At 67.4% G+C, this 23,139-nt stretch carries 24 protein-coding genes; 13 read left to right on the top strand and 11 right to left on the bottom strand.

Features of this window, described 5'->3' with window-relative positions:
* Positions 1-111: 111 nt before the first annotated feature.
* The gene (locus NA11_RS23970; RefSeq protein ID WP_174567719.1) at positions 112-1,539 is read left to right on the top strand and encodes an acyl-CoA synthetase; all 1,428 of its coding nucleotides are present in this window, start codon (positions 112-114) and stop codon (positions 1,537-1,539) included.
* 13 nt (positions 1,540-1,552) lie between these two features.
* Here NA11_RS23970 and dapD read toward each other — a convergent pair whose 3' ends face one another.
* Positions 1,553-2,500, bottom strand: a complete 948-nt coding sequence (dapD, locus tag NA11_RS23975; protein ID WP_069164280.1) for a 2,3,4,5-tetrahydropyridine-2,6-dicarboxylate N-succinyltransferase — start codon at positions 2,498-2,500, stop codon at positions 1,553-1,555.
* A 127-nt stretch (positions 2,501-2,627) separates the two neighbouring features.
* Between dapD and dapE the strand changes: the two genes are divergently transcribed.
* From dapE to NA11_RS24020, 9 genes are all read left to right on the top strand, one after another.
* Positions 2,628-3,731 (top strand): succinyl-diaminopimelate desuccinylase, encoded by a 1,104-nt coding sequence (gene dapE / locus NA11_RS23980; RefSeq protein WP_069164226.1) that lies wholly within the window; start codon positions 2,628-2,630, stop codon positions 3,729-3,731.
* A 144-nt stretch (positions 3,732-3,875) separates the two neighbouring features.
* Positions 3,876-4,685 (top strand): LOG family protein, encoded by an 810-nt coding sequence (locus NA11_RS23985; RefSeq protein ID WP_069164281.1) that lies wholly within the window; start codon positions 3,876-3,878, stop codon positions 4,683-4,685.
* Between the two features lie 72 nt (positions 4,686-4,757).
* Positions 4,758-5,303 (top strand): LOG family protein, encoded by a 546-nt coding sequence (locus NA11_RS23990; RefSeq protein ID WP_069164227.1) that lies wholly within the window; start codon positions 4,758-4,760, stop codon positions 5,301-5,303.
* 29 nt (positions 5,304-5,332) lie between these two features.
* The gene (locus NA11_RS23995; protein ID WP_069164282.1) at positions 5,333-7,102 is read left to right on the top strand and encodes a long-chain-acyl-CoA synthetase; all 1,770 of its coding nucleotides are present in this window, start codon (positions 5,333-5,335) and stop codon (positions 7,100-7,102) included.
* 129 nt (positions 7,103-7,231) lie between these two features.
* Positions 7,232-8,116 carry a dihydropteroate synthase gene (gene folP, locus NA11_RS24000; protein WP_069164228.1) on the top strand — a complete coding sequence of 295 codons (885 nt, stop codon included), beginning with the start codon at positions 7,232-7,234 and terminating at the stop codon, positions 8,114-8,116.
* Positions 8,113-9,066, top strand: coding sequence for a glucosyl-3-phosphoglycerate synthase (locus NA11_RS24005; protein WP_069164229.1), 954 nt, complete (start codon positions 8,113-8,115; stop codon positions 9,064-9,066). Before folP ends, NA11_RS24005 begins: the two co-directional genes overlap by 4 nt.
* 214 nt (positions 9,067-9,280) lie before the next feature.
* Positions 9,281-9,814 carry a (2Fe-2S)-binding protein gene (locus NA11_RS24010; RefSeq protein WP_439957092.1) on the top strand — a complete coding sequence of 178 codons (534 nt, stop codon included), beginning with the start codon at positions 9,281-9,283 and terminating at the stop codon, positions 9,812-9,814.
* Entirely contained in the window at positions 9,811-10,821 is a 1,011-nt protein-coding gene (locus NA11_RS24015) for an FAD binding domain-containing protein (protein ID WP_069164230.1), read from the top strand. Before NA11_RS24010 ends, NA11_RS24015 begins: the two co-directional genes overlap by 4 nt.
* Positions 10,818-13,061 (top strand): xanthine dehydrogenase family protein molybdopterin-binding subunit, encoded by a 2,244-nt coding sequence (locus NA11_RS24020; protein WP_069164231.1) that lies wholly within the window; start codon positions 10,818-10,820, stop codon positions 13,059-13,061. Before NA11_RS24015 ends, NA11_RS24020 begins: the two co-directional genes overlap by 4 nt.
* A 3-nt stretch (positions 13,062-13,064) precedes the next feature.
* Here NA11_RS24020 and NA11_RS24025 read toward each other — a convergent pair whose 3' ends face one another.
* The 9 genes from NA11_RS24025 to sigE all read right to left on the bottom strand — a co-directional run bounded on the left by NA11_RS24025 (position 13,065) and on the right by sigE (position 19,829).
* The gene (locus NA11_RS24025; RefSeq protein WP_069164284.1) at positions 13,065-14,141 is read right to left on the bottom strand and encodes an XdhC family protein; all 1,077 of its coding nucleotides are present in this window, start codon (positions 14,139-14,141) and stop codon (positions 13,065-13,067) included.
* A 99-nt stretch (positions 14,142-14,240) separates the two neighbouring features.
* The gene (locus NA11_RS24030) at positions 14,241-14,465 is read right to left on the bottom strand and encodes a tetraspanin family protein (protein ID WP_069164232.1); all 225 of its coding nucleotides are present in this window, start codon (positions 14,463-14,465) and stop codon (positions 14,241-14,243) included.
* A gap of 22 nt (positions 14,466-14,487) precedes the next feature.
* Positions 14,488-15,054, bottom strand: coding sequence for a hypothetical protein (locus tag NA11_RS24035; RefSeq protein ID WP_141717800.1), 567 nt, complete (start codon positions 15,052-15,054; stop codon positions 14,488-14,490).
* 151 nt (positions 15,055-15,205) lie between these two features.
* A complete protein-coding gene (locus NA11_RS24040; protein WP_069164234.1) occupies positions 15,206-16,063 on the bottom strand; it encodes a hypothetical protein in 858 nt (285 codons plus the stop codon).
* Positions 16,064-16,229: 166 nt separating this feature from the next.
* On the bottom strand, positions 16,230-16,646 hold the full coding sequence (gene tatB, locus NA11_RS24045; RefSeq protein ID WP_069164235.1) for a Sec-independent protein translocase protein TatB: 417 nt from the start codon (positions 16,644-16,646) through the stop codon (positions 16,230-16,232).
* A 162-nt stretch (positions 16,647-16,808) separates the two neighbouring features.
* The gene (locus tag NA11_RS24050) at positions 16,809-17,027 is read right to left on the bottom strand and encodes a hypothetical protein (protein ID WP_069164236.1); all 219 of its coding nucleotides are present in this window, start codon (positions 17,025-17,027) and stop codon (positions 16,809-16,811) included.
* 135 nt (positions 17,028-17,162) lie between these two features.
* Positions 17,163-18,719 carry a trypsin-like peptidase domain-containing protein gene (locus tag NA11_RS24055; protein WP_069164237.1) on the bottom strand — a complete coding sequence of 519 codons (1,557 nt, stop codon included), beginning with the start codon at positions 18,717-18,719 and terminating at the stop codon, positions 17,163-17,165.
* 10 nt (positions 18,720-18,729) lie between these two features.
* Entirely contained in the window at positions 18,730-19,119 is a 390-nt protein-coding gene (locus tag NA11_RS24060; protein WP_069164238.1) for a hypothetical protein, read from the bottom strand.
* A 62-nt stretch (positions 19,120-19,181) separates the two neighbouring features.
* Positions 19,182-19,829: an RNA polymerase sigma factor SigE gene (gene sigE / locus NA11_RS24065; RefSeq protein ID WP_069164239.1), complete on the bottom strand. Its 648-nt coding sequence runs from the start codon at positions 19,827-19,829 to the stop codon at positions 19,182-19,184.
* 298 nt (positions 19,830-20,127) lie between these two features.
* Between sigE and NA11_RS24070 the strand changes: the two genes are divergently transcribed.
* From NA11_RS24070 to NA11_RS24080, 3 genes are all read left to right on the top strand, one after another.
* Positions 20,128-20,760, top strand: a complete 633-nt coding sequence (locus tag NA11_RS24070; protein ID WP_393445147.1) for an O-methyltransferase — start codon at positions 20,128-20,130, stop codon at positions 20,758-20,760.
* 158 nt (positions 20,761-20,918) lie between these two features.
* Positions 20,919-21,158: a hypothetical protein gene (locus tag NA11_RS24075; RefSeq protein WP_069164240.1), complete on the top strand. Its 240-nt coding sequence runs from the start codon at positions 20,919-20,921 to the stop codon at positions 21,156-21,158.
* A gap of 407 nt (positions 21,159-21,565) precedes the next feature.
* On the top strand, positions 21,566-21,781 hold the full coding sequence (locus NA11_RS24080; protein ID WP_069164241.1) for a hypothetical protein: 216 nt from the start codon (positions 21,566-21,568) through the stop codon (positions 21,779-21,781).
* Between the two features lie 9 nt (positions 21,782-21,790).
* Here NA11_RS24080 and glgC read toward each other — a convergent pair whose 3' ends face one another.
* Positions 21,791-23,005 (bottom strand): glucose-1-phosphate adenylyltransferase, encoded by a 1,215-nt coding sequence (gene glgC, locus NA11_RS24085; protein WP_069164242.1) that lies wholly within the window; start codon positions 23,003-23,005, stop codon positions 21,791-21,793.
* Positions 23,006-23,139 lie beyond the last annotated feature (134 nt).

Raw genomic sequence — 23,139 nt, forward strand, 5'->3', positions numbered from 1 at the left:
ACCTTCTCACCGCCTCATCGGGTGTGTCAACCGTCACTTCTCGAGGGTGATCCACCTGTGATCGGCCGAGGTTGCCTGGGTGTGTCCGGCCGGGCGAAGTAGTTTGGGCGCATGTCATTCGGTACGCCGCTGCTGCTCAGTTCCCTGGATCCGCTCGCCGTCGCAGGCGGTGCGGATATCCCGAATGCCATCACCATCGACGGGGCGACGTTGTCGCGCAGCGATCTGCTCGGCGCCGCCACCTCGGTCGCCGAGCGGGTCGCCAGGGCCGAGCGGGTCGCGGTGCTTGCCGAGCCGACCGTGACCACGGTGCTCGCGATCGTCGGCTGCCTCATCGCCGGGGTGACCGTGGTTCCGGTGCCGCCGGACTCGGGGACCGCCGAACTCGCCCATATCCTGGCCGATTCCGGCGCGCAGGCATGGCTTGGAAAGGCGCCTGCGGACAGCGCGTTGCCTGCGATTCCGGTGCGGGTGCACGCCAGGTCATGGCATACCTACCCCGAACCGGGTTCGGCCACTACGGCTTTCGTGCTGTACACGTCAGGGACCACTGGCTTGCCCAAAGGTGTTGTGCTCAGCCGCGGCGCCATCGCGGCAGGCCTCGACGCGCTGGCCGACGCCTGGGCGTGGACCGCGAACGACACACTGGTGCACGGACTTCCGCTGTTCCACGTGCACGGCCTCGTCCTCGGCGTGCTCGGTCCGCTTCGGGTCGGCAGCCCACTGGTGCACACCGGCAAACCGACACCGCAGGCCTACGCCGCCGCGCGCGGCACGCTGTACTTCGGCGTGCCGACCGTCTGGTCACGCATCGTCGAAGACCAGGACGCGGCAAAGCAATTGGCCGATGCCAGGCTGCTCGTGTCCGGCAGTGCGCCGCTGCCCGTCCCCGTCTTCGAGCGGCTGCGCGAACTCACCGGTCATGCGCCTGTCGAGCGCTACGGCATGAGCGAAACCATGATCACCCTGTCCACCCGCGCCGACGGCGAACGCCGCCCCGGCTGGGTCGGCACCCCGGTGCGCGGCGTGCAGACCCGGCTGCGCGACGAAGCAGGCGCCGATGTCGCGCACGACGGCGAAAGCATCGGCGGCCTGCAGGTGCGCGGCCCGATGCTGTTCGACGGCTACCTCAACCGACCAGAGGCCACCGCGGAAAGCTGGACCGACGACGGCTGGTTCAAGACCGGCGACGTCGCCGTGATCGATGCGGCAGGCTTCCACCGCATCGTCGGCCGGGAATCGGTCGACCTCATCAAGTCCGGCGGATACCGCATCGGCGCAGGCGAAGTGGAGACCGTCCTGCTCGGGCACCCGGACATCGCGGAGGTAGCCGTCGTCGGCCTGCCCGACCCCGATCTCGGCCAACGCGTCGTCGCCTTCGTCGTCCTGCGCGGCGCCGCAGCCGATTCGATCGAGCAAGACCTGATCGCCTATGTGGCCGAACAACTCTCGGTGCACAAACGCCCGAGGGAGATCCGCGTGGTCGACTCGCTCCCGCGCAACGCCATGGGCAAGGTCCAGAAGAAACGCCTCACCTAACCTGCTGTGCCGCTCAGTCGTTGGCGTGCAGTGCGGCGTTCAGCTCGATGCCGGTTCCCTTGCGCGGCACCACTTCCACGCCGCCGGTCAGCGAGTTGCGGCGGAACAGCAGGTTGTTCTGGCCGCTGAGCGTCGCGGCCTTGACGACGGTGCCGTCCGGGCCGGTGACCTTGGTGCCTGCGGTCAGGTAGAGGCCTGCTTCGACGACGCAGTCGTCGCCGAGCGGGATGCCGAGGCCGGAGTTGGCGCCGAGCAGGGAGCGTTCGCCGATCGAGATGACCGTGGTGCCGCCGCCGGACAGCGTGCCCATGGTCGAGGCGCCGCCGCCGATGTCGGAGCCGTCGCCGACCAGCACACCCGCGGAGATCCGGCCCTCGACCATGGAGGCGCCGAGGGTGCCCGCGTTGAAGTTCACGAAGCCCTCGTGCATCACGGTGGTGCCGGAGGCGAGGTGCGCGCCGAGGCGGACCCGGTCGGCGTCGCCGATGCGCACACCGGACGGAACGACGTAGTCGACCATCCGCGGGAACTTGTCGATGCTGTACACGGTCACCGGGCCGCGGGCGCGCAGCTTGGCGCGGGTGGCTTCGAAGCCGTCGACCGCCGCCGGTCCGTGGTTGGTCCACACCACGTTGCTGAGCAGCCCGAACTGCCCGTCCAGGTTCACCTCGTGCGGGCGGACCAGCCGGTGCGAGAGCAGGTGCAGGCGCAGGTAGACGTCGTGCGCGTCGACGGGTGCGGCGGACAGGTCGGCGATCGTGGTGCGCACCGCGACCACGTCGACGCCGCGTGCCTCGTCGACGCCGAGCAGCGCCGCGTACTCGGCGGGCGCGTCGTCGATCCGCTTCGTCCCGGTCTCGGCGAAGTCACCGAGCTCCGGGCTCGGGTACCAGGTGTCGAGGACGGTCCCGTCCGCGGTCACGTTGGCGATACCGACTGCTGCTGCTCCCTGAGTACTCACGTTCACAGAGGTTACCGACCCGCGGCCGCCGACGGTGACCCTCCTCCTCCGCTGTGTGCCACGGCACCACAGCCCCGCGGTGTGCCTATCGGAGGTGCGGCCGTGTGCACGGTCGTAGGGTGGGGACGTGACCATCGACCTGCGTGCTGATCCGATTACGTTGACCGCTGCCCTCGTCGATATCCCGAGCGTGTCCAGGGACGAGGCGCAGATCACCGACGTCGTCGAGCAGGCGCTGCGCGAGCAGACGACCGGGTTCGAGGTGCTGCGGCACGGGAATGTGGTGCTGGCGCGGACGAATCGCGGGTTGCCGACGCGGGTGGTGCTGGCAGGCCACCTCGATACCGTGCCGATCGCGGACAACGTGCCTGGTCATTTCGCGGTGAACCCGGCGGGGGAGCGGGTGTTCTACGGGTGCGGATCGGTCGACATGAAGTCCGGCGACGCGGTGTTCCTGCACCTGGCCGCGACGGTCGCCGATCCGGTGCACGACCTGACGCTGATCTTCTACGACTGCGAGGAAATCGCCTCGGAATTCAACGGTCTCGGCCACATCGAGCGCGACCTGCCGCAGTGGCTTTCCGGTGATCTCGCGGTGCTCGGCGAGCCGTCCGGCGGCTGGATCGAGGCGGGTTGCCAAGGGACGCTGCGTGTTCGGCTGTCCACCGCGGGGGTGCGCGCGCACTCGGCGCGAGCCTGGCTCGGCGACAACGCTATTCACGCCCTGGCCCCGATCCTGCAGCGGCTCTCCGACTATCGTGCCCGCGAGGTCGACATCGACGGCTGCGTCTACCGCGAGGGATTGTCCGCGGTTCGCGTCGCGGGCGGCGTGGCAGGCAACGTGGTGCCCGATGCCGCAGAGCTGGAGGTGAACTTCCGCTTCGCCCCTGACCGCACGGTCGAGCAGGCCGTCGAGCACGTCCGCGAGGTCTTCACCGGCTTGGAGCTCACCTTCGAAGTCACCGACTCCGCCCCCGGCGCGCTGCCCGGCCTGTCCGCCCCGGCCGCCAAGGATCTGGTCGCCTCGGTGAACAGCCACGGCGGCGGTGGCGTGCGCGCCAAGTACGGCTGGACCGATGTGGCCCGCTTCGCCGCCCGTGGCATCCCCGCGGTGAACTTCGGCCCCGGCGACCCGAACCTCGCGCACAAGCGAGACGAGCACGTCCCGGTCTACCAGATCACCGCCGTCACCGCGATGCTGCGCGACTACCTGACCGGAAAGTCAGGATGAGCTTCGGCACTCGGCCACCGGGACCACATGCGGCTGACCACCACGTTGCGGCGCCGTCTCGGCGCAGAATCGACCTGCTGAACGTCGGACGACTTCTCCTGTCCACCAGGTTGCCGGTGCCGATCTCCCGGTAGCGTGGTCGGCATGTCCACCGACGCCGCCGACCGTGAGGTCGCCAATACGACGAAGCCGAAAGCCAAGTTCCGTGGGCCGATCGTCTTCCGGCGCGAGCGGATGGACGGCGTCGGCACCGCCGACCGGAATTTGCTGGATCAGCGCGGCGACGCCAACTGGGTGCACAACGACCCGTGGCGGGTGCTGCGCATTCAGGCCGAATTCGTCGAAGGCTTCGGCGCGCTCGCCGACGTGCCGCGCGCGGTCACCGTCTTCGGTTCCGCGCGCACCGGGCCCGATCATCCGGAGTACGAGGCGGGCCGCGCCCTCGGCGCCGCGCTGGCCAAGGCGGGCTTCGCGGTGATCACCGGCGGTGGCCCCGGCGCGATGGAGGCCGCCAACCGCGGCGCCTGCGAGGCGGGCGGCTATTCGATCGGCCTCGGCATCGAGCTGCCGTTCGAGCAGAGCCTCAACGAGTGGGTCGACCTCGGCATCAACTTCCGCTACTTCTTCGTCCGCAAGACGATGTTCGTGAAGTACTCGCAGGCGTTCATCTGCCTGCCCGGCGGCTTCGGCACCCTCGACGAGCTGTTCGAGGCGCTCACGCTGGTGCAGACCCGCAAGATCACCCGCTTCCCGATCATCCTGTTCGGCAGCAGGTACTGGGCCGGGCTGGTGGACTGGCTGCGCGATTCGCTCGGCGGCTCCGGCAAGATCTCGCCGGGCGACCTCGGCCTGCTGCACGTGACCGACAGCATCGAGGAGGCGGTGCAGATCATCCTGGCCACCGCCGAGGCGGGCGCGGCGGAGGATGCGATCGGCACCGAAGACCTGTGGTGACCGGGGGCGCGCCCCCGCAGCTGTCTGATTCCGTGGTTCCGCGACGTGTGCGTCGCCGATGGAGGTGAAGTGATGGGCGAGCAGCCCTATGCAGTGTGTGTCTACTGCTCCGCGAGTACCGTCGACCCGAACTATCTGGCGCTCGCCACCGAGGTGGGTGCCGAGATCGCCAGGCGTGGTTGGCAATTGGTATCCGGTGGCGGCAACGTCTCGATGATGGGCGCGGTGGCCGTCGCGGCGCGCACCGGCGGCGCGAACACCGTAGGGGTGATCCCGAAACACCTGGTGCACAGGGAAGTTGCCGACGTGGACGCCGACGAGCTGGTTGTCACAGACACCATGCGGCAGCGCAAGCAGATCATGGAGGATCGGGCCGACGCCTTCCTTACCTTGCCTGGCGGAATTGGCACCTTGGAAGAGTTTTTCGAAAGCTGGACCGGAGGCCATCTGGGACAGCACAATAAGCCCGTGGTGGTGCTGGACCCGGATGGCTTCTACCGCGGCCTGTTCCGGTGGATCGATGAACTCTACGACCGTAAGTTCGTGCCCCAGGCCGCCCTCGACCGCATCACCGTGGTCACCGATCTTTCTTCCGCCTTCGCGGCATTGGAGGCGTGAGCTACACCCCTCATGAGGAGAGCCTGACTGTGAGTTCCGACGGCCGTTCTACGGTGCGATTATTCGACTTGGCCAAACACCTTCCCGCGATGGCGCTCGATGGTCCGGGAATGCTCCGCAATGCGCCAGGTCTGCTGGTCAAGCCGGACGACAGGTCGTCGGTCGGGCGCTACTTCCAGCGGGCCGCGCACAAGTATCCGAACCGTCCGTTCCTGCGCTTCGAAGGCACCGTCTACAGCTATGGCGAGGCCAATGCCGAGGTGAACAAGTACGCGCGCGTGCTCGACCGGCGCGGTGTGCGCCGCGGCCACGTGGTCGGCGTGCTGATGACCAACCGGCCCGAAACCTTGTTCGTGGTACTGGCTTCGGTGAAACTCGGCGCGACCGTCGGCCTGCTCAACCATCATCAGCGGGACCAGGTGCTCGCACACAGCATCGGTCTGTTGCAGAGCGTGCTCAACGTCGTCGGCGAGGAGTGCAAGGAGGCGCTGGACTCACTGCCTGGGCCACTGCCGAATGTGTTGTCCAGCAGCGATCTCCACGCCGCGGCGCAGGGCGAGGAAGACACCGATCCGCCGATCTGCGCGGACATCAGGGCCAAGGAGCGGGCCTTCTTGATCTTCACCTCGGGCACCACCGGCCTGCCGAAGGCCAGCGTGATGTCGCACCTGCGCTGGACCAAGAGCATGGTCGGGCTCGGTGGGCTCGGTATTCGCCTGCGTACCAACGACACTCTGTACTGCTGCCTGCCGCTCTATCACAACAACGCGCTGACGGTCGCGCTGTCGTCGGTGCTCTGCTCCGGCGCGACACTCGCGCTCGGCAGGCAGTTCTCGGTGTCCCGGTTCTGGGACGAGGTCATCCGCGAGGAAGCGACGGCGTTCATCTATATCGGTGAGCTGTGCCGCTACCTGCTCACCCAGGACCCGAAGCCGACCGACCGGCAGCACAAGGTCCGGCTCGCGGTCGGCAACGGCCTGCGCCCGGAACTCTGGGATGCGTTCAAGCAGCGCTTCGGCATTCGGCGCATTGTCGAGTTCTACGGCGCGAGCGAGGCCAATATCGCCTTCGTCAACGCGTTCAGCGTCGATCGCACCGCCGGGTTCGGCCCGCTGCCGTATGCGGTGGTCGAGTACGACGAAGAGACCGGAAAAGCCAAGCGGGACAGCAAAGGACGGCTGCGCAAGGTGCGTACCGGCGGCGTCGGGCTGCTGCTGTCCAAGGTCACCGGCCGCTCGCCGTTCGACGGCTACACCGACAAGGCCGCCTCCGAGGCCAAGTTGGTCCGCGACGGCTTCACCGACGGCGATGTCTGGTTCGACACCGGCGATCTGGTCCGTGATCAGGGCTGGCATCACATCGCGTTCGTGGACCGGCTCGGCGACACCTTCCGCTGGAAGGGCGAGAACGTGGCGACCACCGAGGTCGAGGGCGCGCTGACCCAGTCCGACGCCATCGACCAGGCCGTGGTCTACGGCGTCGACCTCCCCGGCGCCGACGGCAAGGCGGGCATGGCCGCGCTGACGCTGCATCACGATGCGGTGTTCGACGGCCGCGCGCTCGCCGCGCTGGTCTATCAGCGGCTGCCCGCGTACGCCGTGCCGCTGTTCCTCCGGGTCGTCCCGGAACTGGAGCACACCTCCACCTTCAAGAGCCGCAAGGTCGACCTGCGCAAGCAGGGCTACAGTCCGGACCCGCACAGCACCCTCTACGTGCTCTCCGGCCGCGCAAACGGCTACATCCCCGCCTACTCCACCTATCCCGAGGACGTCGCCGCAGGCCGCGCGCCCCGGAACTGAGCCGACGCACGCCCCGTCGGCCGTGCCATTCGTGAGGTCCGTAACCAGTGCGGATCCCGAGAACGGGTGCGAATCAGGCGACAAGGCTGCACCTGGGGACACAGATACATGACTCGGTACAGTCAGAGGATGTTCAGCACTGCCGGTTTGCCGCTTCCTACTTTGTGTGGCAAGCCGGTGGCGACGGATCGAGCGCTGGTCATGGCCATCGTGAATCGCACTCCCGACTCGTTCTACGACAAAGGGGCCACCTTCACCGATGCCGCGGCGATGGACGCCGTCGTGCGGGCGGTGGACGAAGGCGCCGATCTGGTCGATGTGGGCGGCGTGAAGGCGGGTCCTGGTGCGCTGGTCGATGCCGAGGAAGAGGCGCGGCGGGTGATCCCGTTCGTCGCTGCCATCCGCGCGAAGTATCCGGAGCTATTGATCAGCATCGACACCTGGCGGGCCGACGTAGCGCAGGCCGCGGTCCGCGAGGGCGCCGATCTGATCAACGACACCTGGGCGGGCGCCGACCCGGACCTGGTTCGGGTAGCGGCCGAGCACGGTGTCGGAATCGTGTGCAGCCACACCGGCGGACTGGTGCCGCGCACCCGCCCGCACCGGGTTCGGTACGCCGATGTGGTGGCCGAGGTGACCGATACCTTGGTGCACGCTGCCGAAAACGCGGCCGCCGCCGGCGTGCGCGCGGATTCGATTCTGATCGATCCGACCCATGATTTCGGCAAGAACACTTATCACGGTCTCGAGTTATTGCGTGGAGTGGACGTTCTTGTAAAAACCGGGTGGCCTGTCCTGATGGCACTGAGCAACAAGGACTTTATCGGGGAGACTCTAGGTGTCGATCTTTCCGAACGATTGGAGGGCACATTGGCAGCAACCGCATGGTCGGCGGCCGCAGGCGCACGTGTCTTCCGGGTCCACGAGGTCGCCGAGACCCGGCGCGTCGTGGACATGATCGCCGCGATCCAGGGCATCCGGCCCCCAGTACGCACCCTGCGAGGTTTGGTATGAACTTCCACCACCCCCACAGCCGTGAATACCGCCCCGACTGGGCGACGACAAACACCTGGGATACCCCGAACTGGTCGGTCGACGAGCTCGTCGCCGCCAAGGACGGTCGCACCGTTTCCGTGGTGCTGCCCGCATTGAACGAAGAAGACACTGTCGCCGACGTGGTGGCCAGCATTCGGCCGCTGCTCGGCACCCTCGTCGACGAGCTGATCGTGCTCGATTCCGGCTCGACCGACGCCACCGCCGAACGGGCCGCGGCCGCAGGCGCCGAGGTGATCAGCCGTGAACAGGCGGTGCCCGAGCTGGACCCGGTGCCAGGCAAGGGCGAGGTGCTGTGGCGCTCGCTGGCCGTGGCAGGCGGCGACCTGATCGCGTTCGTCGATTCCGATCTCATCGACCCGGATCCGCAGTTCGTGCCGCGACTGCTCGGCCCGCTGCTCACCGTCGACGACATGCAGCTGGTCAAGGCCTACTACCGCAGGCCACTGCGGCAGGGCGGCGCGGTGGACGCGCACGGCGGTGGCCGGGTCACCGAGTTGGTCGCCCGCCCGCTGCTCGCCGCGTTGCGTCCCGAGCTGTCCCAGGTGCTGCAGCCGCTGGGCGGCGAGTACGCGGGCACCAGGGAGCTGCTCACCTCGGTGCCGTTCGCCCCCGGCTATGGCGTGGAGATCGGGCTGCTGCTCGACACCTATGACCAGCTCGGCTTGTCCGCGATCGGGCAGGTCAACCTGGGCGTGCGTGCGCACCGTAACCGCCCGCTCGCCGATCTCGGCGTGATGAGCAGGCAGATCCTCGGCACGGCGCTCGGCCGTAGCGGCGTGCAGGACTCCGGCGCGGCGCTCACCCAGTTCCCGCTGATCGGCGACGCCTTCACCGCGCACAGCACCGAGGTGTCGCTGGCCGATCGGCCGCCGATGAATACGCTGCGCCCGGCATGGGCGGCGGCCTGAGCCGTAGCTGATCCGCGAACCCGGGTGCCGCTGGCGCCCGGGTTCGCGGCATTCGGCATCGAATTCGGCGGCCCGCCAAAGGATGCGATCCGCACATCATTAGTTGTCCTGCGAGTTTGCTGACTGGACGCTAGTGTGGAGGCGAGTCTTAGTTTCGAATTCTGTACGTCGAGATGTCGCTACCGCTGCGCACTCATGAGCAGGAGATACGTCTATGACTATTGGTGAGCTTCCCAAGCAGGACACGCGGCAACCGGAGTTTGCCGGTCCGGATTACACCCTGGCGACGTTGCGCGTGAACGGTCACGTATTTCCGGTGGCATTGTCACCCCGGGTCAGCCTGCTCGACGCCCTTCGCGAATACCTGCGCCTCACCGGCACCAAGAAGGGCTGCGACCAGGGTGCGTGCGGCGCGTGCACCGTGTGGGTCGACGGCAAGCGTGAATTGTCCTGTCTCACCTTGGCATTGAGCGCCGAAGGACGCGAGATCACCACGATCGAGGGCGTGGCCAGCGGCGAGGAACTGCATCCGGTGCAGCGCGCCTTCATCAGTTGCGACGGCTTCCAATGCGGGTATTGCACACCGGGACAGATCATGTCGGCGATCAAATGCATCGAAGAGGGACACACCGGCAGCGACGCGGAGATCGCCGAATGGATGAGCGGCAATATCTGCCGCTGCGCCGCCTACCAGAACATCAGGGACGCGATAAAGGCCGCCAGCGCCGAGATGGGGGAAAACCGATGAAGCCCATCGCGTTTGCCCGCGCGGAGACGGTGGACGAGGCGCTCGCGGCGGTGACCGCGCGCCCGAACACCGTATTCCTGGCCGGCGGCACCACATTGGTGGACATGCTGCGCATCGGCGCGATGGAACCGGACAACGTCGTCGACATCAACCGGCTCCCGCTCACCGATCTGGAACACCTGCCGGACGGCGGACTGCGGATCGGGGCACTGGTCAGGATGAGCGAGGTGGCCGCCGATCCCGGTGTCGTCGAACGGTTTCCGTTCCTGTCCATGGCGCTGTGGAAGGGCGCGTCCGCGCAGATCCGCAATATGGCATCGATGGGCGGCAACCTGATGCAGCGCGTGCGCTGCCCACAATTCCGGGATATCGCGTTCGCGTGCAACAAGCGCGATCCTGGCAGCGGGTGTGGTGCGCAGGAGGGACTACATCGCGGCAACGCCGTGCTCGGCACCAGCGAGCACTGCTTCGCCATGCACCCCTCCGACGTGGCGATCCCGCTGACCGCGCTCGACGCCGTTGTGCATGTGCAGGGTCCGCGCGGCACCAGGGCCATCGCCTTCGACGACTTCTTCCTGCTGCCCCGTGACACGCCGCAGCGCGAACATCCGATCACCGCCGACGAGCTCATCGTCCGAATCGACGTGCCGCCGTTGCCGTTCGGAGTGCACTCGCACTATCTGAAGGTGCGCGACCGTGAATCCTATGAGTTCGCCGCCGCGTCCGCCGCGGTGGCGCTCGACGTGGTGGACGGTGTGGTGCGCGATGTCCGCATCGGCCTCGGCGGGGTAGCGACCAAACCGTGGCGAGCCAGGATGGCCGAGGCGGTGCTGCTCGGCAAGCCCCCGACGAAGGAGAACTTCGCGGTGGCCGCCGCCACCGAGCTCGCGCCCGCCGACGGCAGTCACCTGATGAACACCTTCAAAATCGAACTGGCACAACGAACCATGGTGCGCACCCTGGAGACGGTGACGGCGAAGATCGCGCGGCGGGCTGGTCGGAAATGAGTGCGCCCACCGCGCCGAAGTTGATCGGCCAGGGCCTCGACCGCATCGACGGGCACGCCAAGGTGACCGGCGCGGCCAGGTACACTGCGGAGATCCCGATGCCCAACGCGGCATACGGTGTCCTCGTCGGCGCCGAGATCGGCAGCGGCACACTGACATCCCTCGACGTTGCGGCGGCCATGCGATCCGGCGCGGTTGCCGTGTTCACCCACGAGAACCTGCCGCGGGTCGCGTCGGTGCCGCTGTTGCCGTCCATGTTCGGGCAGGCGGCGCCGGGCCAGACTTTCTTTCCCATGCAGGACACCACGATCCACTACTTCGGGCAGCCGATCGCCGTCGTCGTCGCGGACACCTTCGAGATCGCCCAGGAGGCGGCCCGGCTGGTCGAGGCCACCTACGAGGCGAAGCAGCCGCTGGTGCGACTGGACGACGGACGCGATCAGCAGTACCCGCCCGACCGCATCTTCGCGGGCATGATCCCGGCGTCCCAGTCGCGCGGCGACTTCCCGCGTGCGGCGGCGGCCGCCGCACATACCGTCGACGCCACCTTCCGATTCGCCGCCAATCACCACAATCCGATCGAATGCTCGGTCACCGCCGCGATGTGGAACGGGGACTCGGTCACCGTCTACGACGCCACCCAGGGCATTGTGGCCAGCCAGCTGACCATCGCCGCGTACCTCGGCATCTCGCCGAGCAAGGTGCGGGTGGTCACCGATTATGTCGGCGGCGGCTTCGGCGCCAAGGCCATGATGTGGCCGCATGTCACGCTGGCCCCGCTGATCGCACGGGAGCTCGGCAGGCCGCTGCGGGTGATCCTGAACCGTGAGCAGATGTTCTACGGCACCGGGTTACGCGAAGAGCAGGAGCAGCGCGTCACCCTGGTCTGCGACGCCGACGGCCGATTCACCGGGCTGCGGCACCACAAGCTTTCCGTCACTTCACCTTTCGACGATTGGGCGGAGCCGTCGCTGGAGGTGGCGAGCAAGGCGTACGGAATTCCGCACTGGGAGGGCCGGTATCGGCTCATCAAAGGCAACACGATGACGCCGACGTTCATGCGCGGGCCCGGCGAGGCCTCCGGCATGATCGCGCTGGAATGCGCGATCGACGAGCTCGCCGCCCAACTCGGTGCTGACCCGGTGCAGCTGCGCTTGCGCAATCACGCCGCCGTCGACCCGGAGAGCGGAAATCCGTGGAGCTCAGACGGTTACCCCGAATGCCTGCGGCTCGCGGCCGAGCGCTTCGGCTGGGACGGCACCGATCGGACACCCGGCTCGCGCACCGATGGCGACTGGCTGATCGGCTGGGGCGTCGGCACCGCGGGCTACCCGGTGTACGAACCGGGGCAGCCGCAGCGCGCACACGCCAGGCTGCGTTCGGACGGCTCCCTGGTCGTCCAGGCGGGCACCCAGGAGTTCGGCACCGGGGTGGCGACCGCGATGTCGCAGGTCGCCTGCGACGCCATGGGCATGCCGTTCGACCGCATCCGCTTCGAGATCGGCAACACCGACTACCCGAACATCGCGGCCACCGTCGGCTCCATCGGCGCAAGCGCGGTCAGCTCCGCGGTGCACACCACCTGCACCAAACTGCTCGCCAAGCTGATCGACATCGCGGTCGCCGACATCGACTCGCCGTTGCGCGGTCGCACGCCGGACGAGATCGAAGGAGTGGACGGCCGCCTGCGGTTGATCGCGGACCCCTCGGTCGCCGACGCCTACGCGGATATCCTTGCGCGCAACCAGCTCTCGGACATCGAGACCACCGGCAGCTGGCGCCCCGCCGCCGAACCCGCGCCCTACGGCAAGATGAGCTTCGGCGCGCAATTCGCCGAGGTCGCGGTGGATCCGGAGCTCGGCTTGATCCGGGTGCGCCGGATGGTCGGCGCCTTCGCTCCCGGCCGGGTGCTCAACGTCAAGCTGGCGCGCAGCCAAGTGCTCGGCGGCATGAATTGGGGCCTGTCCCAAGCGCTCATGGAGGGCAGCATCCCCGACGCCCGCGACGGTCGCTGGGCCAACGCCTCGCTGCTGGAGTACCTCCTTCCGGTCAACGCCGACGCCCCCGAGGTGGACATCTCCTTCGTCGAAGTCGAGGACCCGATCGTGAACCCGTTGGGCGTCAAGGGCATCGGCGAGCTCGGCATGGTCGGTGCCGCTGCGGCCATCGTCAACGCCGTCCATCACGCCACCGGCCTGCGCCTGCGTGACATCCCGCTTCGCCTGGAACACCTGCTCTGAGAACTAGTGGTGGATAGGGCCGTTCAGGCGTTCCAACGGCCGCGCGGATCCACCGCCACGCTCGGCGAGGATCTGCGCGGCGATCGAGATCGCGGTCTCGTCCGGCGTGCGCGCGTTGAGATCAAGCCCAAGTGGGCTTTTCAACCGCGCCAGCCTGCTCTCGGTGACCCCGGCCGCGCGTAGTCGTTCGGTGCGCTCGGCATGGGTGCGGCGGGACCCGAGCGCGCCGACGAACGCGATGTCGTCGATGCTCAACGCGGCAGCGATCATCGGCACGTCGAATTTGGTGTCGTGGGTGAGCACACAGACCACCGTGCGCCCATCGATCCGGCCCGCCTCGTGCTCGGTGCGCAGGTACCGGTGCGGCCAGTCCACCACCACCTCGTGGGCGGACGGGAATCGTGCTGCGGTGGCGAAGGTTTCGCGGGCATCGACCACGGTCACCCGATAGCCGAGCTGGCGGCCGGTGCGGCTGAGCGCACGGACGAAATCGTTCGCGCCTGCCAGGATCATCCGCGCAGGCGTCGCGAAGACGTGCACGAAGACGCGGGGCCGTGGGGAGCTGTCCGCCTCGCATTCGTCGGCCCCGACGATGCCGCTGCGGCCCGCGTCGAGCAGCGCCCGCGCATCGCGGTCGACGCCGTGCCAGGCGTCGGTGGTGCCGGGCCGGATCAGCCGCCATTCCGCGGTGGTGTCAAGCCGGGTGGCCAGCGCGACCGGCTCGCCTGCCGCGATCCGCGCCTGCAGCGCCGTCAGCACGGCGAGTCGTTCCTTCGACACCGGTTCGACGAAGACTTCGATCTCGCCGCCGCAGGTCAATCCCACCGCGAGACCGTCGCCGTCGGAATAGCCGAACCGGTCGGTCACCGCGTTGCCGGTGGCGAGCACCTGCCTGGCCGACTCCACCACCGCGGCCTCGACACAGCCACCGGACAGCGATCCGAAGACCGCACCGGAGCCGGTGACGATCATGGCCGCGCCGGCTTCGCGCGGGCCGGGACCTGTCGTATCGACGACCCGGGCCATGGCCACCGGTCCTCGACCAACGAGCTCGATGAGTTGCTCGAGCTTTGCGCGCATCAGCACGGTTCCTCTCCCGAGCGGGGCTGGCCGAGAAACCTCGGCTGCTGCCAGCCTAGCTATTCGGAAGCTATTCGGCCGTGCGGCGGACCGGAGCGCTCAGGAGTCGCCGGACTGCGCGCCGGCCGTTTCCCGCTGCGGGGCGACAAGGCGTTCCTGCGCCTCCTCGGCCAGCGGGGTCCGCTGCTCTTCGGCGAGTCGCGCTCGCACCGCGGCAACGGTCAGCTGGTTGTCCATCGCGTTCGGCCGCCGCCGGACGGCGCTGACCACGCCGAGCAGGCCGATGACCAGGACGGCGACGCCGATGATGATGAACGGGTCCATCACTGCCTCCTCGGGGAACTCATCAGTCGGCCGTCTCGCGGAGCTCGAGGCCGGGTGGGACCGTGCCGAAGTGGAAGTAGGCGGCGAAGATTCCGGCCGCTTCCTCGGCCGTGAACACCTCGTCCGGATAGATCCACGGCGCGGTCATGTTGTCGGGGACTTGCACGCAGATGCCGGGCTCGCCGTCGCGGTGGCCGGCACGGCCGACGGTGAATCGGCGTGTCACGCTGTCGACGGTGGTGCGGAGCTCGAGCTCGAGCGCCTCCGCCGACCCGGTGCAACGCAGGTAGTTCTGTCCGGGGGCGGAGCTGATTTCGGGGGTGATCTCTGCGGGGCTGAGCGGTGCAGGCAGGCGGGTCAGCTGCACCGAGTAGCGGTGGTAGCCGTCGAGCCTGCGTAGCGGGCGGAGAAAGTTGTCGATGGTCTCGCCTGTGCCGACGAAGACCTTCAACCGATCGCTGTAGGTGACCCGATGCGTGCTGATGATCGGCGTCGCCGAGTCGATCGTGGTGGCAGGTGTCTGCTCCCGGGTACGCGTGGTGCGGACGGTGGTGGCCGAACTTGCCGACATCGAAATTGGAACACTCATCTGAGCTCACCTATCAACGCTTAGTTATCTTCCAGCTATTCAAGCATTGCACCGAGATTTCCCTAATGGAAGAGGTGAGTGACCTGCGACACACTGCCCTCGCGGCAGTCATCACTGCCACTGGCGTGCGGTGGCCGTTCGCCGACCTGGTTCAGCGCCGCAAACCCGGTGCGGGAACCCGAGTTTCGGGGTCGTGGCGGTAGACCGGGGTGAGCAGCTCGGCCTCCAATGGCTCACCGGTCGCGCGGTCGAACCGGCAGGCGACGAGCACCGAGAACAGGTGGGTGCCCGCGCGCTCGTGCAAGGTGGCCAATCGGGTCGCGAGCAAACGGATGGCGCCCAGCGAGCCAGGCGGGTGCATGCCGTCGATCATCAACACCGTGCCACGCCCATCCGGACGCGGTAGTCGCGCGAGGTAGGCGATGTCGTGCGGATCGGGTCCGCCCGGCCGGTACACCCGGCGCGCCGCCCGGTCCTCGATGCCCCTGCGCGCGTCGCCTGCCCGCGCCACCGCCCGCCGTAGCCGCGGATCGGCGGAGATCAGCTGGCGCAGGCTGGGGGAGAGCTCGGGCCCGCCGACGACGATCACGCCGTCGCGGTTCAGGTCGACCGGGCGGCCCGGCAGGAAGTGCTCGATCGAGGCGGTGAAGCCGAGTTCGCGGAGCAACTCGACCAGACGATGCGAGGCGGCCGGATCCGGTGCGCCGATCACCCGCCCCGCCCTGACCTCAGGCACCAGCACGGTGAGCGTCCCGTGCCCGAAGAACAAACCTTCCGGTGCGGGGCCCTGCGTGCTCACCTGATGGATGCGCGCGCGGGAAAGTCCGGCTGCCGCACCGATTCTGGCAAAGGTCCAGCCTTCGGCGTGTAGCTCGCGAATCACCGCGCGACGGATCCTGGTGAGTTCGTTGATCGTCTGCTGGGCCGCCGCCACTCCATCGGTGGCCGCCTTCAGTCGCTCGACCTTGTCTTCGATCGCGAAAACTCGCGCCACGTCATCGGCCGACATGGACGAAGTTTAGACAGCTGGACAGGTCCTGGTGTCTAGACTTCTTGACACTGACCCCTTCTCGTGACTCGAGTGCGCCAGTTCCGCGGGCTGAGTCGGCGGGGTGGTATTCGAGCGGCCATAGCTGCCGACGGGGGTGAACTCCGCAGGTAGGGGTCGCGCGGACTCAGGTCGCGTCGGTGTCGATCGGCGGACGTTCGTTGTGCTCCAACGGCTTTTCCGGCTTGGGCATCGGGTAATCCGGCATGCCGCTGTTGGTGCCGTAGATATCTTTCTTGTCCGGCAGCGCGTCCTCCAGGTTGCGGAAGATCGAATCGTCACCGTTGAGAAGATGTTTGGTCACCATCGAGCGCGGCGTCATGCCGCGCAGCTCGTTCAGATCCGCCAGCGGCTTGCGGAGGTCTTCGAACTCCGGGCCGAGCTCGTCCTTCAGCTGTGCGGTGGCGCCGCTGGCGTAATCGCGCACCTGACGCAGGCTGCGCGTGGTCCAGCGAACCGCGCCGGGCAGTCGCTCCGGTCCGAGGATCACGAGGGCGGCGACGAGCAAGATCATCATCTCGCTCCAGCCGATGTTGCTGAACACGGTCTCAGGCTACCCGGCCAGCGGGCCAGTGGCTGCGTGGGATTCCGGCGTCACCAGCAGTCCACCGGTTGTTCGCCGACGCTTGGGATCCAGCCGCGTGCGGGTGGCCACCGGATCGGTGACCACCCGCACGCGCAGGCTCGGTGGGCCAAGCCATTCCGGCTACACCCAGTCCAGCACTTCCTCGCCGTTGTGCGGGCCGCCAGAGCACACATCGATCGTGACCCAGATGCTGTCCGGGTGGCGCACCTGAATGACGCGCCCGCCGCTTTCGCGGCATTGGACGCTGGTTACCGCTGCAGACGCCGGTGCCGCGAAGCACATCAGGAGACCTGAGCTGACGACCGCAGCGACCAGCAGAGCTCGAATGGCACGAATCATGTCGAATTCCCTCCCATGGACGTGAGAGTTTCCTCACTGGGAGCGACACTATCGCGCAGCGCGGGCCGCGCGACTGCCAATGTTTGTGGCACTGCCGATGTTGTGCCAGTACCGGATTCGCGGTGTGGGACTGCTTCAGTCGGAGCCGAGCGTCGCCGAGACATCGACGCGGCGACCGTCCCGGATGAGTTGCACGGTCACGGTTTTGCCGATCTCGTTCAACTGCTCGGCGACCGTCAGTTCCTCGGCGCTGGTGACCTCCCGATCACCGACCTTGATGATCACGTCGTTCTCGACGATCCCGGCCCGATCCGCAGCACCACCGGTCACGACATCGGCGACCTGAGCGCCCGAGAACACTTCATTGCTCACGGTCTTGTTCCGCGTGGAGACACCGAGCGTCGCATGGTGCACCTGGCCGTCCCGGATCAGCGTCTGCACCACCTGGGTCACCCGATCCACCGGGATCGCGAAGCCGAGACCCACGGAACCGCCTGTCTCGCTGCGGATCGCAGTGTTGATGCCGATCACGCGGCCGTCCATGTCGACGAGCGCGCCACCGGAGTTACCCGGGTTGATCGAGGCGTCGGTCTGCACCGCGTCGATCACCGCGTTGGTGTCGCTGCCTTCGCCCTGCAGCTTCACCGGCCGGTGCAGCGCGCTGACGATGCCGGAGGTGACGGTCTTGCTGAGCCCGAGCGGCGAGCCGATGGCAAGCACCTCGTCGCCGACCTGCACATCGCCGGACTTGCCGAGCTTGGCGACCGTCAAGTTCTTCACGTCGACCTTGAGCACCGCGAGATCGGACTTCGGGTCGCGGCCGACGATGTTGGCAGGCACCTTGGTGCCGTCGGAGAAGAGCACCTGGATGGCGGCCCGGTTGGTCTTGTCCTGGGCGGCCATCGACACCACGTGGTTGTTCGTCGCGATGAAGCCCGCACCGTCCATCACCACGCCGGAACCGGTCGCGCCGTTGTCGCCGACGGTGACTCGGATGGACACCACCGACGGCAGCACCGCGTTGGCGACCTTGGCGATCTGGTTGTGCGGCTGCCCCGGGTCTGTGGCGTCCTGGGCCAGCGTGACCTTGCGTGAGGTGAGAGTCGAGGCCTGTTCGGCGGTCAGCCTGCCGACCAGGCCGCCGATCAGGCCGATGGCGAGGGCGATCACCCCGAGCAAGGCCAGTGCCTTGGGGGCGACCCGGGAACCGAAGAGCACCTCGCGGGCGCTGAGTCGCTCTGCTTTCGGCAGCGGGGCGGCTTCCGGGGTCGGCACTGCGGGAGCGCCCAAACGGGCCGCAGCGGCCGGATCACGCCACGGATCGGCGGGGCCTGCGACGGTGGTCGGCCCGTCGGCCGCGTCGGGGTCGCGCTGCAACAGGTCGGCGGAGCCTGCTGGCCTGCCGAACGCCTCGGCGAGCACCGCGTCCGGCGGGCGGTTCTGCACATCCTGGCCTGCCACCGGGGCGGCGCCGCGGGGCAGCGGTTCGGCGAACGAACCCGACTGTCCGGACGGCCTGCGGAAGGCGCGGGCGGTATGCGTGTCGACGTGCGGTCGAAATACCGGGCGCGGACCCAAAACGGGCGCGTCCGACGGCCGCAGGTTTCCCCTGGCGGTCGCCGAATCCGAGAGGCTGCCCTGGACTCGATCCGGGGCGTCGGCCGATCCGGTATTCGTCGATTCCGAAGTCACTCGAGGAACTCTACTTGCGCCACCACGTAGTCCACCGGGTCGCGGCGAAGGAATCGGTCAGAAAGCCGAAAACCGCCTCGTTGCGCGGAGTCCCCGAGGTGTTCGGAGTTTGGCTCGACGCGCCGCCGGGAAGATCGGCGAGCGGAATTCGGGTCAGGCTGTCGTGCAGCCCGGTGGGAATCGAGATCGGGCCCGACTGGCGCAGCGCGATACGCGCCTGCTGCTGCGCGTCGACCTCGGCCGCGCATTCCGGGCACAGAGAAAGATGTTGGGCGGCACGCAGATAGGCGTTCATCCGCAGCTCGCCGTCCACATAGGCCGCGATCGCCTCGCTCGCCAGATGCTCGGTGGGACGGAATCGAGGCGGACGACGACCGGACGTGCTGGAGTCGCCACTCATTCGGTGCTCACCCTTCCAACCGACATCATCCGATCCGTAGGGCGATGCCGGCGTTGTCCGGCTCACCCGATGTTCGCATCAGCGGCTAACCGCTGCTCACTTCCATTATGCGCAAGGTAGTCGCGCAGTGCCTGCCGCCCACGATGAATTCGGCTGCGCACCGTACCCAGTTTCACGCCGAGCGTAGCGCCGATCTCCTCGTAGGAGAGACCTTCGATGTCACACAGGACGACCGCGGCACGGAATTCCGGGGCCAGCGAATCCAGCGCGGATTGCAGATCGGGGTCGAGGCGGGCGTCGTGATAGGCCTGCTCCGGGTCCGGCCCCTCGGACGGGACGCGGTCGTAGTCCTCGGGCAACGCCTCCATGCGGATGCGATTGCGCCTGCGGACCATGTCGAGGAACAGGTTCGTGGTGATGCGGTGCAGCCAGCCCTCGAAGGTGCCTGGCTGGTAGTTGGACAGCGAACGGAACACCCGGATGAAGGTTTCCTGAGTGAGATCCTCGGCGTCCTGCGCATCGCCGGAAAGACGGTAGGCCAGCCGGTAGACGCGGTCGGCGTGTTCACGGACCAGGTCGTCCCAGGACGGCATCGCCGCCCGGTCGCCGGTGGCATCGAAGGCAGCGGTACCGGAAAGCTCGACGGCCTCGTCGGCTTCGTTCGGCAGCTGCTCTGGCAAGGTTGCGTGCTCACGCGCCGCATCGACCATGTGGATGGGGCTACCTCCTACTAGGGACCGCAAACTCGGAACTCGGCTTCTGATCCGAAATCTCATTCGGACCTGGAACCGTTACGTTCGGATACAACAGACAACCTGTATGTCGTTGTTCCCGCGTCCCTCGTCAATCCGGTCGGCTGGTCTTGCGTTGCCCCTACTCTTTCCTGTCCTGATATGGCCTGGATATGGAGATGCTGAGGGATGCCTGAGAAAACTGGCCCGCAGATTGCGGGGCGGCGCGTGTTGTTCGGAACGCCGATACAACGTGCCCAGCACTAACCTCATAGGCGTGGCATCGAATTTGGAGCGAAATCTCGCCTACGTGGAGGAATCCGTCGTGGAAGACGAGATCCTCGTCAGTGCGCGCGAACGGGCCACCGAACTCGGTGCGGTGCCCGTTCCACCGTCGGTCGGTGCGTTGTTGAGCATGTACGCGCAGCTCTTGGGCGCCAAGGCGGTCGTCGAGGTCGGCACGGGAGCAGGCATCAGCGGCCTGTGGCTGCTCGACGGCATGCGCGAGGACGGCACGCTGACCACCATCGATTCCGAGCCAGAGCATCAGCGCGCCGCCAAGGAGGCTTTCCGGGCGGCCGAGATTCCGCCTGCCCGCACCAGGCTGATCAACGGCAGGGCGCTCGACGTGCTGCCCCGGCTCGCGGACGGTGCCTACGACCTGGTGTTCGTCGATGCGGCGCCGCTGGAACATCCGCAGTACGTCACCCAGGCGGTGCGGCTGTTACGCGAGGGCGGTGCCATTCTGCTGCACAACGCGTTGCTCGGCGGTCGGGTACCCGATGCGGCACAACGTGATCCGGCGACCCAGGCGGTGCGCGCCGCGACCAGGGCGATCGCCGAGGACCCCGAGCTCACCAGCGTGCTGATTCCGGTCGGCGACGGCTTGCTCTGCGCGTCACGCGGCTGAGCGCCGGCACGGTTGTTAGCAGCCGTGAACGGGCTTAGCCGGTGCGGTATTTCGCCGTACGGTGGAGAGGTGCCCATCGTTGCGGACTTCCAGGGCTGACTCCGTGATTCCTTCGTCCTGCGCCGGGTACCCAATCCGCAGCCAGGAGGTACGAGGTAATGCGCGGGTACGAATTGTTCGAAATCGGCCACATCGGCCACATCGTCGTAGAGCATCGATCGAGTTGGCTGCGGCCCGCGCTGTTCTTTTTCGGCCTCGTCATTGCCGGGGCGGTGCTTGTGATGGTGGTCGTGAGCAACGCCGATTTCGATACCGGTCCCGCGAAAGTCACACCGACACAAGGGTCTTGCGAACCGTTCTGCACGGTGCCCGCCGCGCCGCCTGCGCAGGGCCGGTAGTCCAACACCGCTGATTCACGCACACCTGCTGGTGTGCGTGAATTCGTGCTGTCGCACCGTTTCCGAATTCGGTTGGCGCACCGCGTCTTGCGGCGTCCGGTGTGGGATGAATCACGGAATGCTAACGCCCCCAAGGGATGTACGCTGTTCAGTTCGCCTCCAGCGGTTGGTTCGAGTCGCGGTCGACAGAGACCGCGCGCAGGGGTCGGACCGGACCGCTGGCGACCGACCCCGGAGGGGTGGGCCGGTCCCAGCGCCGTCTTGCTGCCGAGGGATTGCTGTTGCGGGTTCGTCGCCGAATATCGCACCATCGCGGCGCGGGGAGGCGCATGCTGCTGAGAGCACATCCGAACCGGTACCAGAGCGGAGCGCCCTCCGGCAGGGGCGCGCGGAAGAGGTGCAACCGAGTGATCATGTTCTTGCTGAACAACAACAACAACGACGACAACAACGGGCGTCGCCCGATCCACTGGGGTGGGACGATGATCGCGTTCGGCCTCGTCCTGCTCTTCGGGATCCTCATGGTGTACCTGGTCAGCACCGCCGACTTCGGTCAAGCCCCGACGACCTCGGTGCCGCGCACACCGGGCCCCTGCGCGCCCTTCTGCCCGACTACGCCGTGACCACCGTGCTCAGACCCAGACACCCTTGCCGACGGTGACAACGCCGCCGTTGCTGACCGCGAAGCGTTCGCGGTCGCGGTCCAGATCGACGCCGATGATCTCGCCCTCGGCCACGACGACGTTCTTGTCGAGAATGGCGCGGCGGACCACCGCACCGCGACCGATCCGGACGCCGGGCATGAGCACACTGCCCTCGACGGTCGCGCCGTCGTCGACGACGACATTGGAGCTGAGCACCGAATTGCGCACGGTGGCCGCGGACAGGATGCTGCCCGCGCCGACGATGCATTCCTGTGCCAAACCGCCCTGGGCGAATTTGGCGGGCGGCAAATTCTCCGCGGCGCCGCGGATCGGCCAATGCCTGTTGTAGAGATTGAAGACCGGATGCACCGACACCAGATCCATGTGCGCGTCGTAGAACGCATCAATGGTCCCGACATCGCGCCAATAGCCGCGGTCACGTACGGTCGCGCCCGGCACGTCGTTGTCGGCGAAGTCGTAGACCCCGGCCTGCCCGGAGGCGACCAGCGACGGAATGATGTCGCCGCCCATGTCGTGGTCGGAGTCGGAGTTGTCCGCGTCGGCCTTGATCGAGTCCACCAGCACCTTGGTGGTGAAGACATAGTTGCCCATTGACGCAAAAGTGACATTGGGATCGTCGGGCGTACCAGGCGGATGCGCGGGCTTCTCCAGGAACTGGGTGATCCGGCCGGACTCGTCGGAGTCGATGCAGCCGAACGCACTTGCCTCGCTGCGCGGCACCCGGATGCCCGCCACCGTGACACCGGCGCCGGAGTCGATGTGGTGGGCAACCATCTGCTCCGGATCCATCCGGTACACGTGGTCGGCGCCGAATACCACTATGTAGTCGGGATCTTCGTCGAAGATGAGGTTGAGCGACTGCATGATCGCGTCGGCGCTGCCGGTGTACCAGCGCGGACCCAACCGCTGCTGCGCGGGCACCGGGGTGATGTATTCACCGGCGAAGCCGGACAACCGCCAGGTCTGTGAAATATGCCGGTCGAGCGAATGCGACTTGTACTGGGTGAGCACGCACAGCCGCAGGAAACCGGCGTTGACCAGGTTGCTCAGCACGAAATCGATGAGCCGATACGCACCGCCGAAAGGCACCGCCGGTTTGGCACGGTCCGCGGTGAGTGGAAAGAGTCGCTTGCCCTCGCCACCGGCGAGCACGATCCCGAGTACGTGCGGCTGGCTCCTCACCCTTGCCAAACTACCGGGTAACGGGCGGGCGAGTGGCCCCAGTGGAGGTGAACGTCTACTTTGAACCGGGTGAGTTTCGGCACGGACACCGGGCGCTCGACCGCGGAATCCGGCGCGCACGACCGGCTTCGGGT

It is taken from the genome of Nocardia altamirensis NBRC 108246, from assembly GCF_001612685.1.
Classification (GTDB): domain Bacteria; phylum Actinomycetota; class Actinomycetes; order Mycobacteriales; family Mycobacteriaceae; genus Nocardia; species Nocardia altamirensis.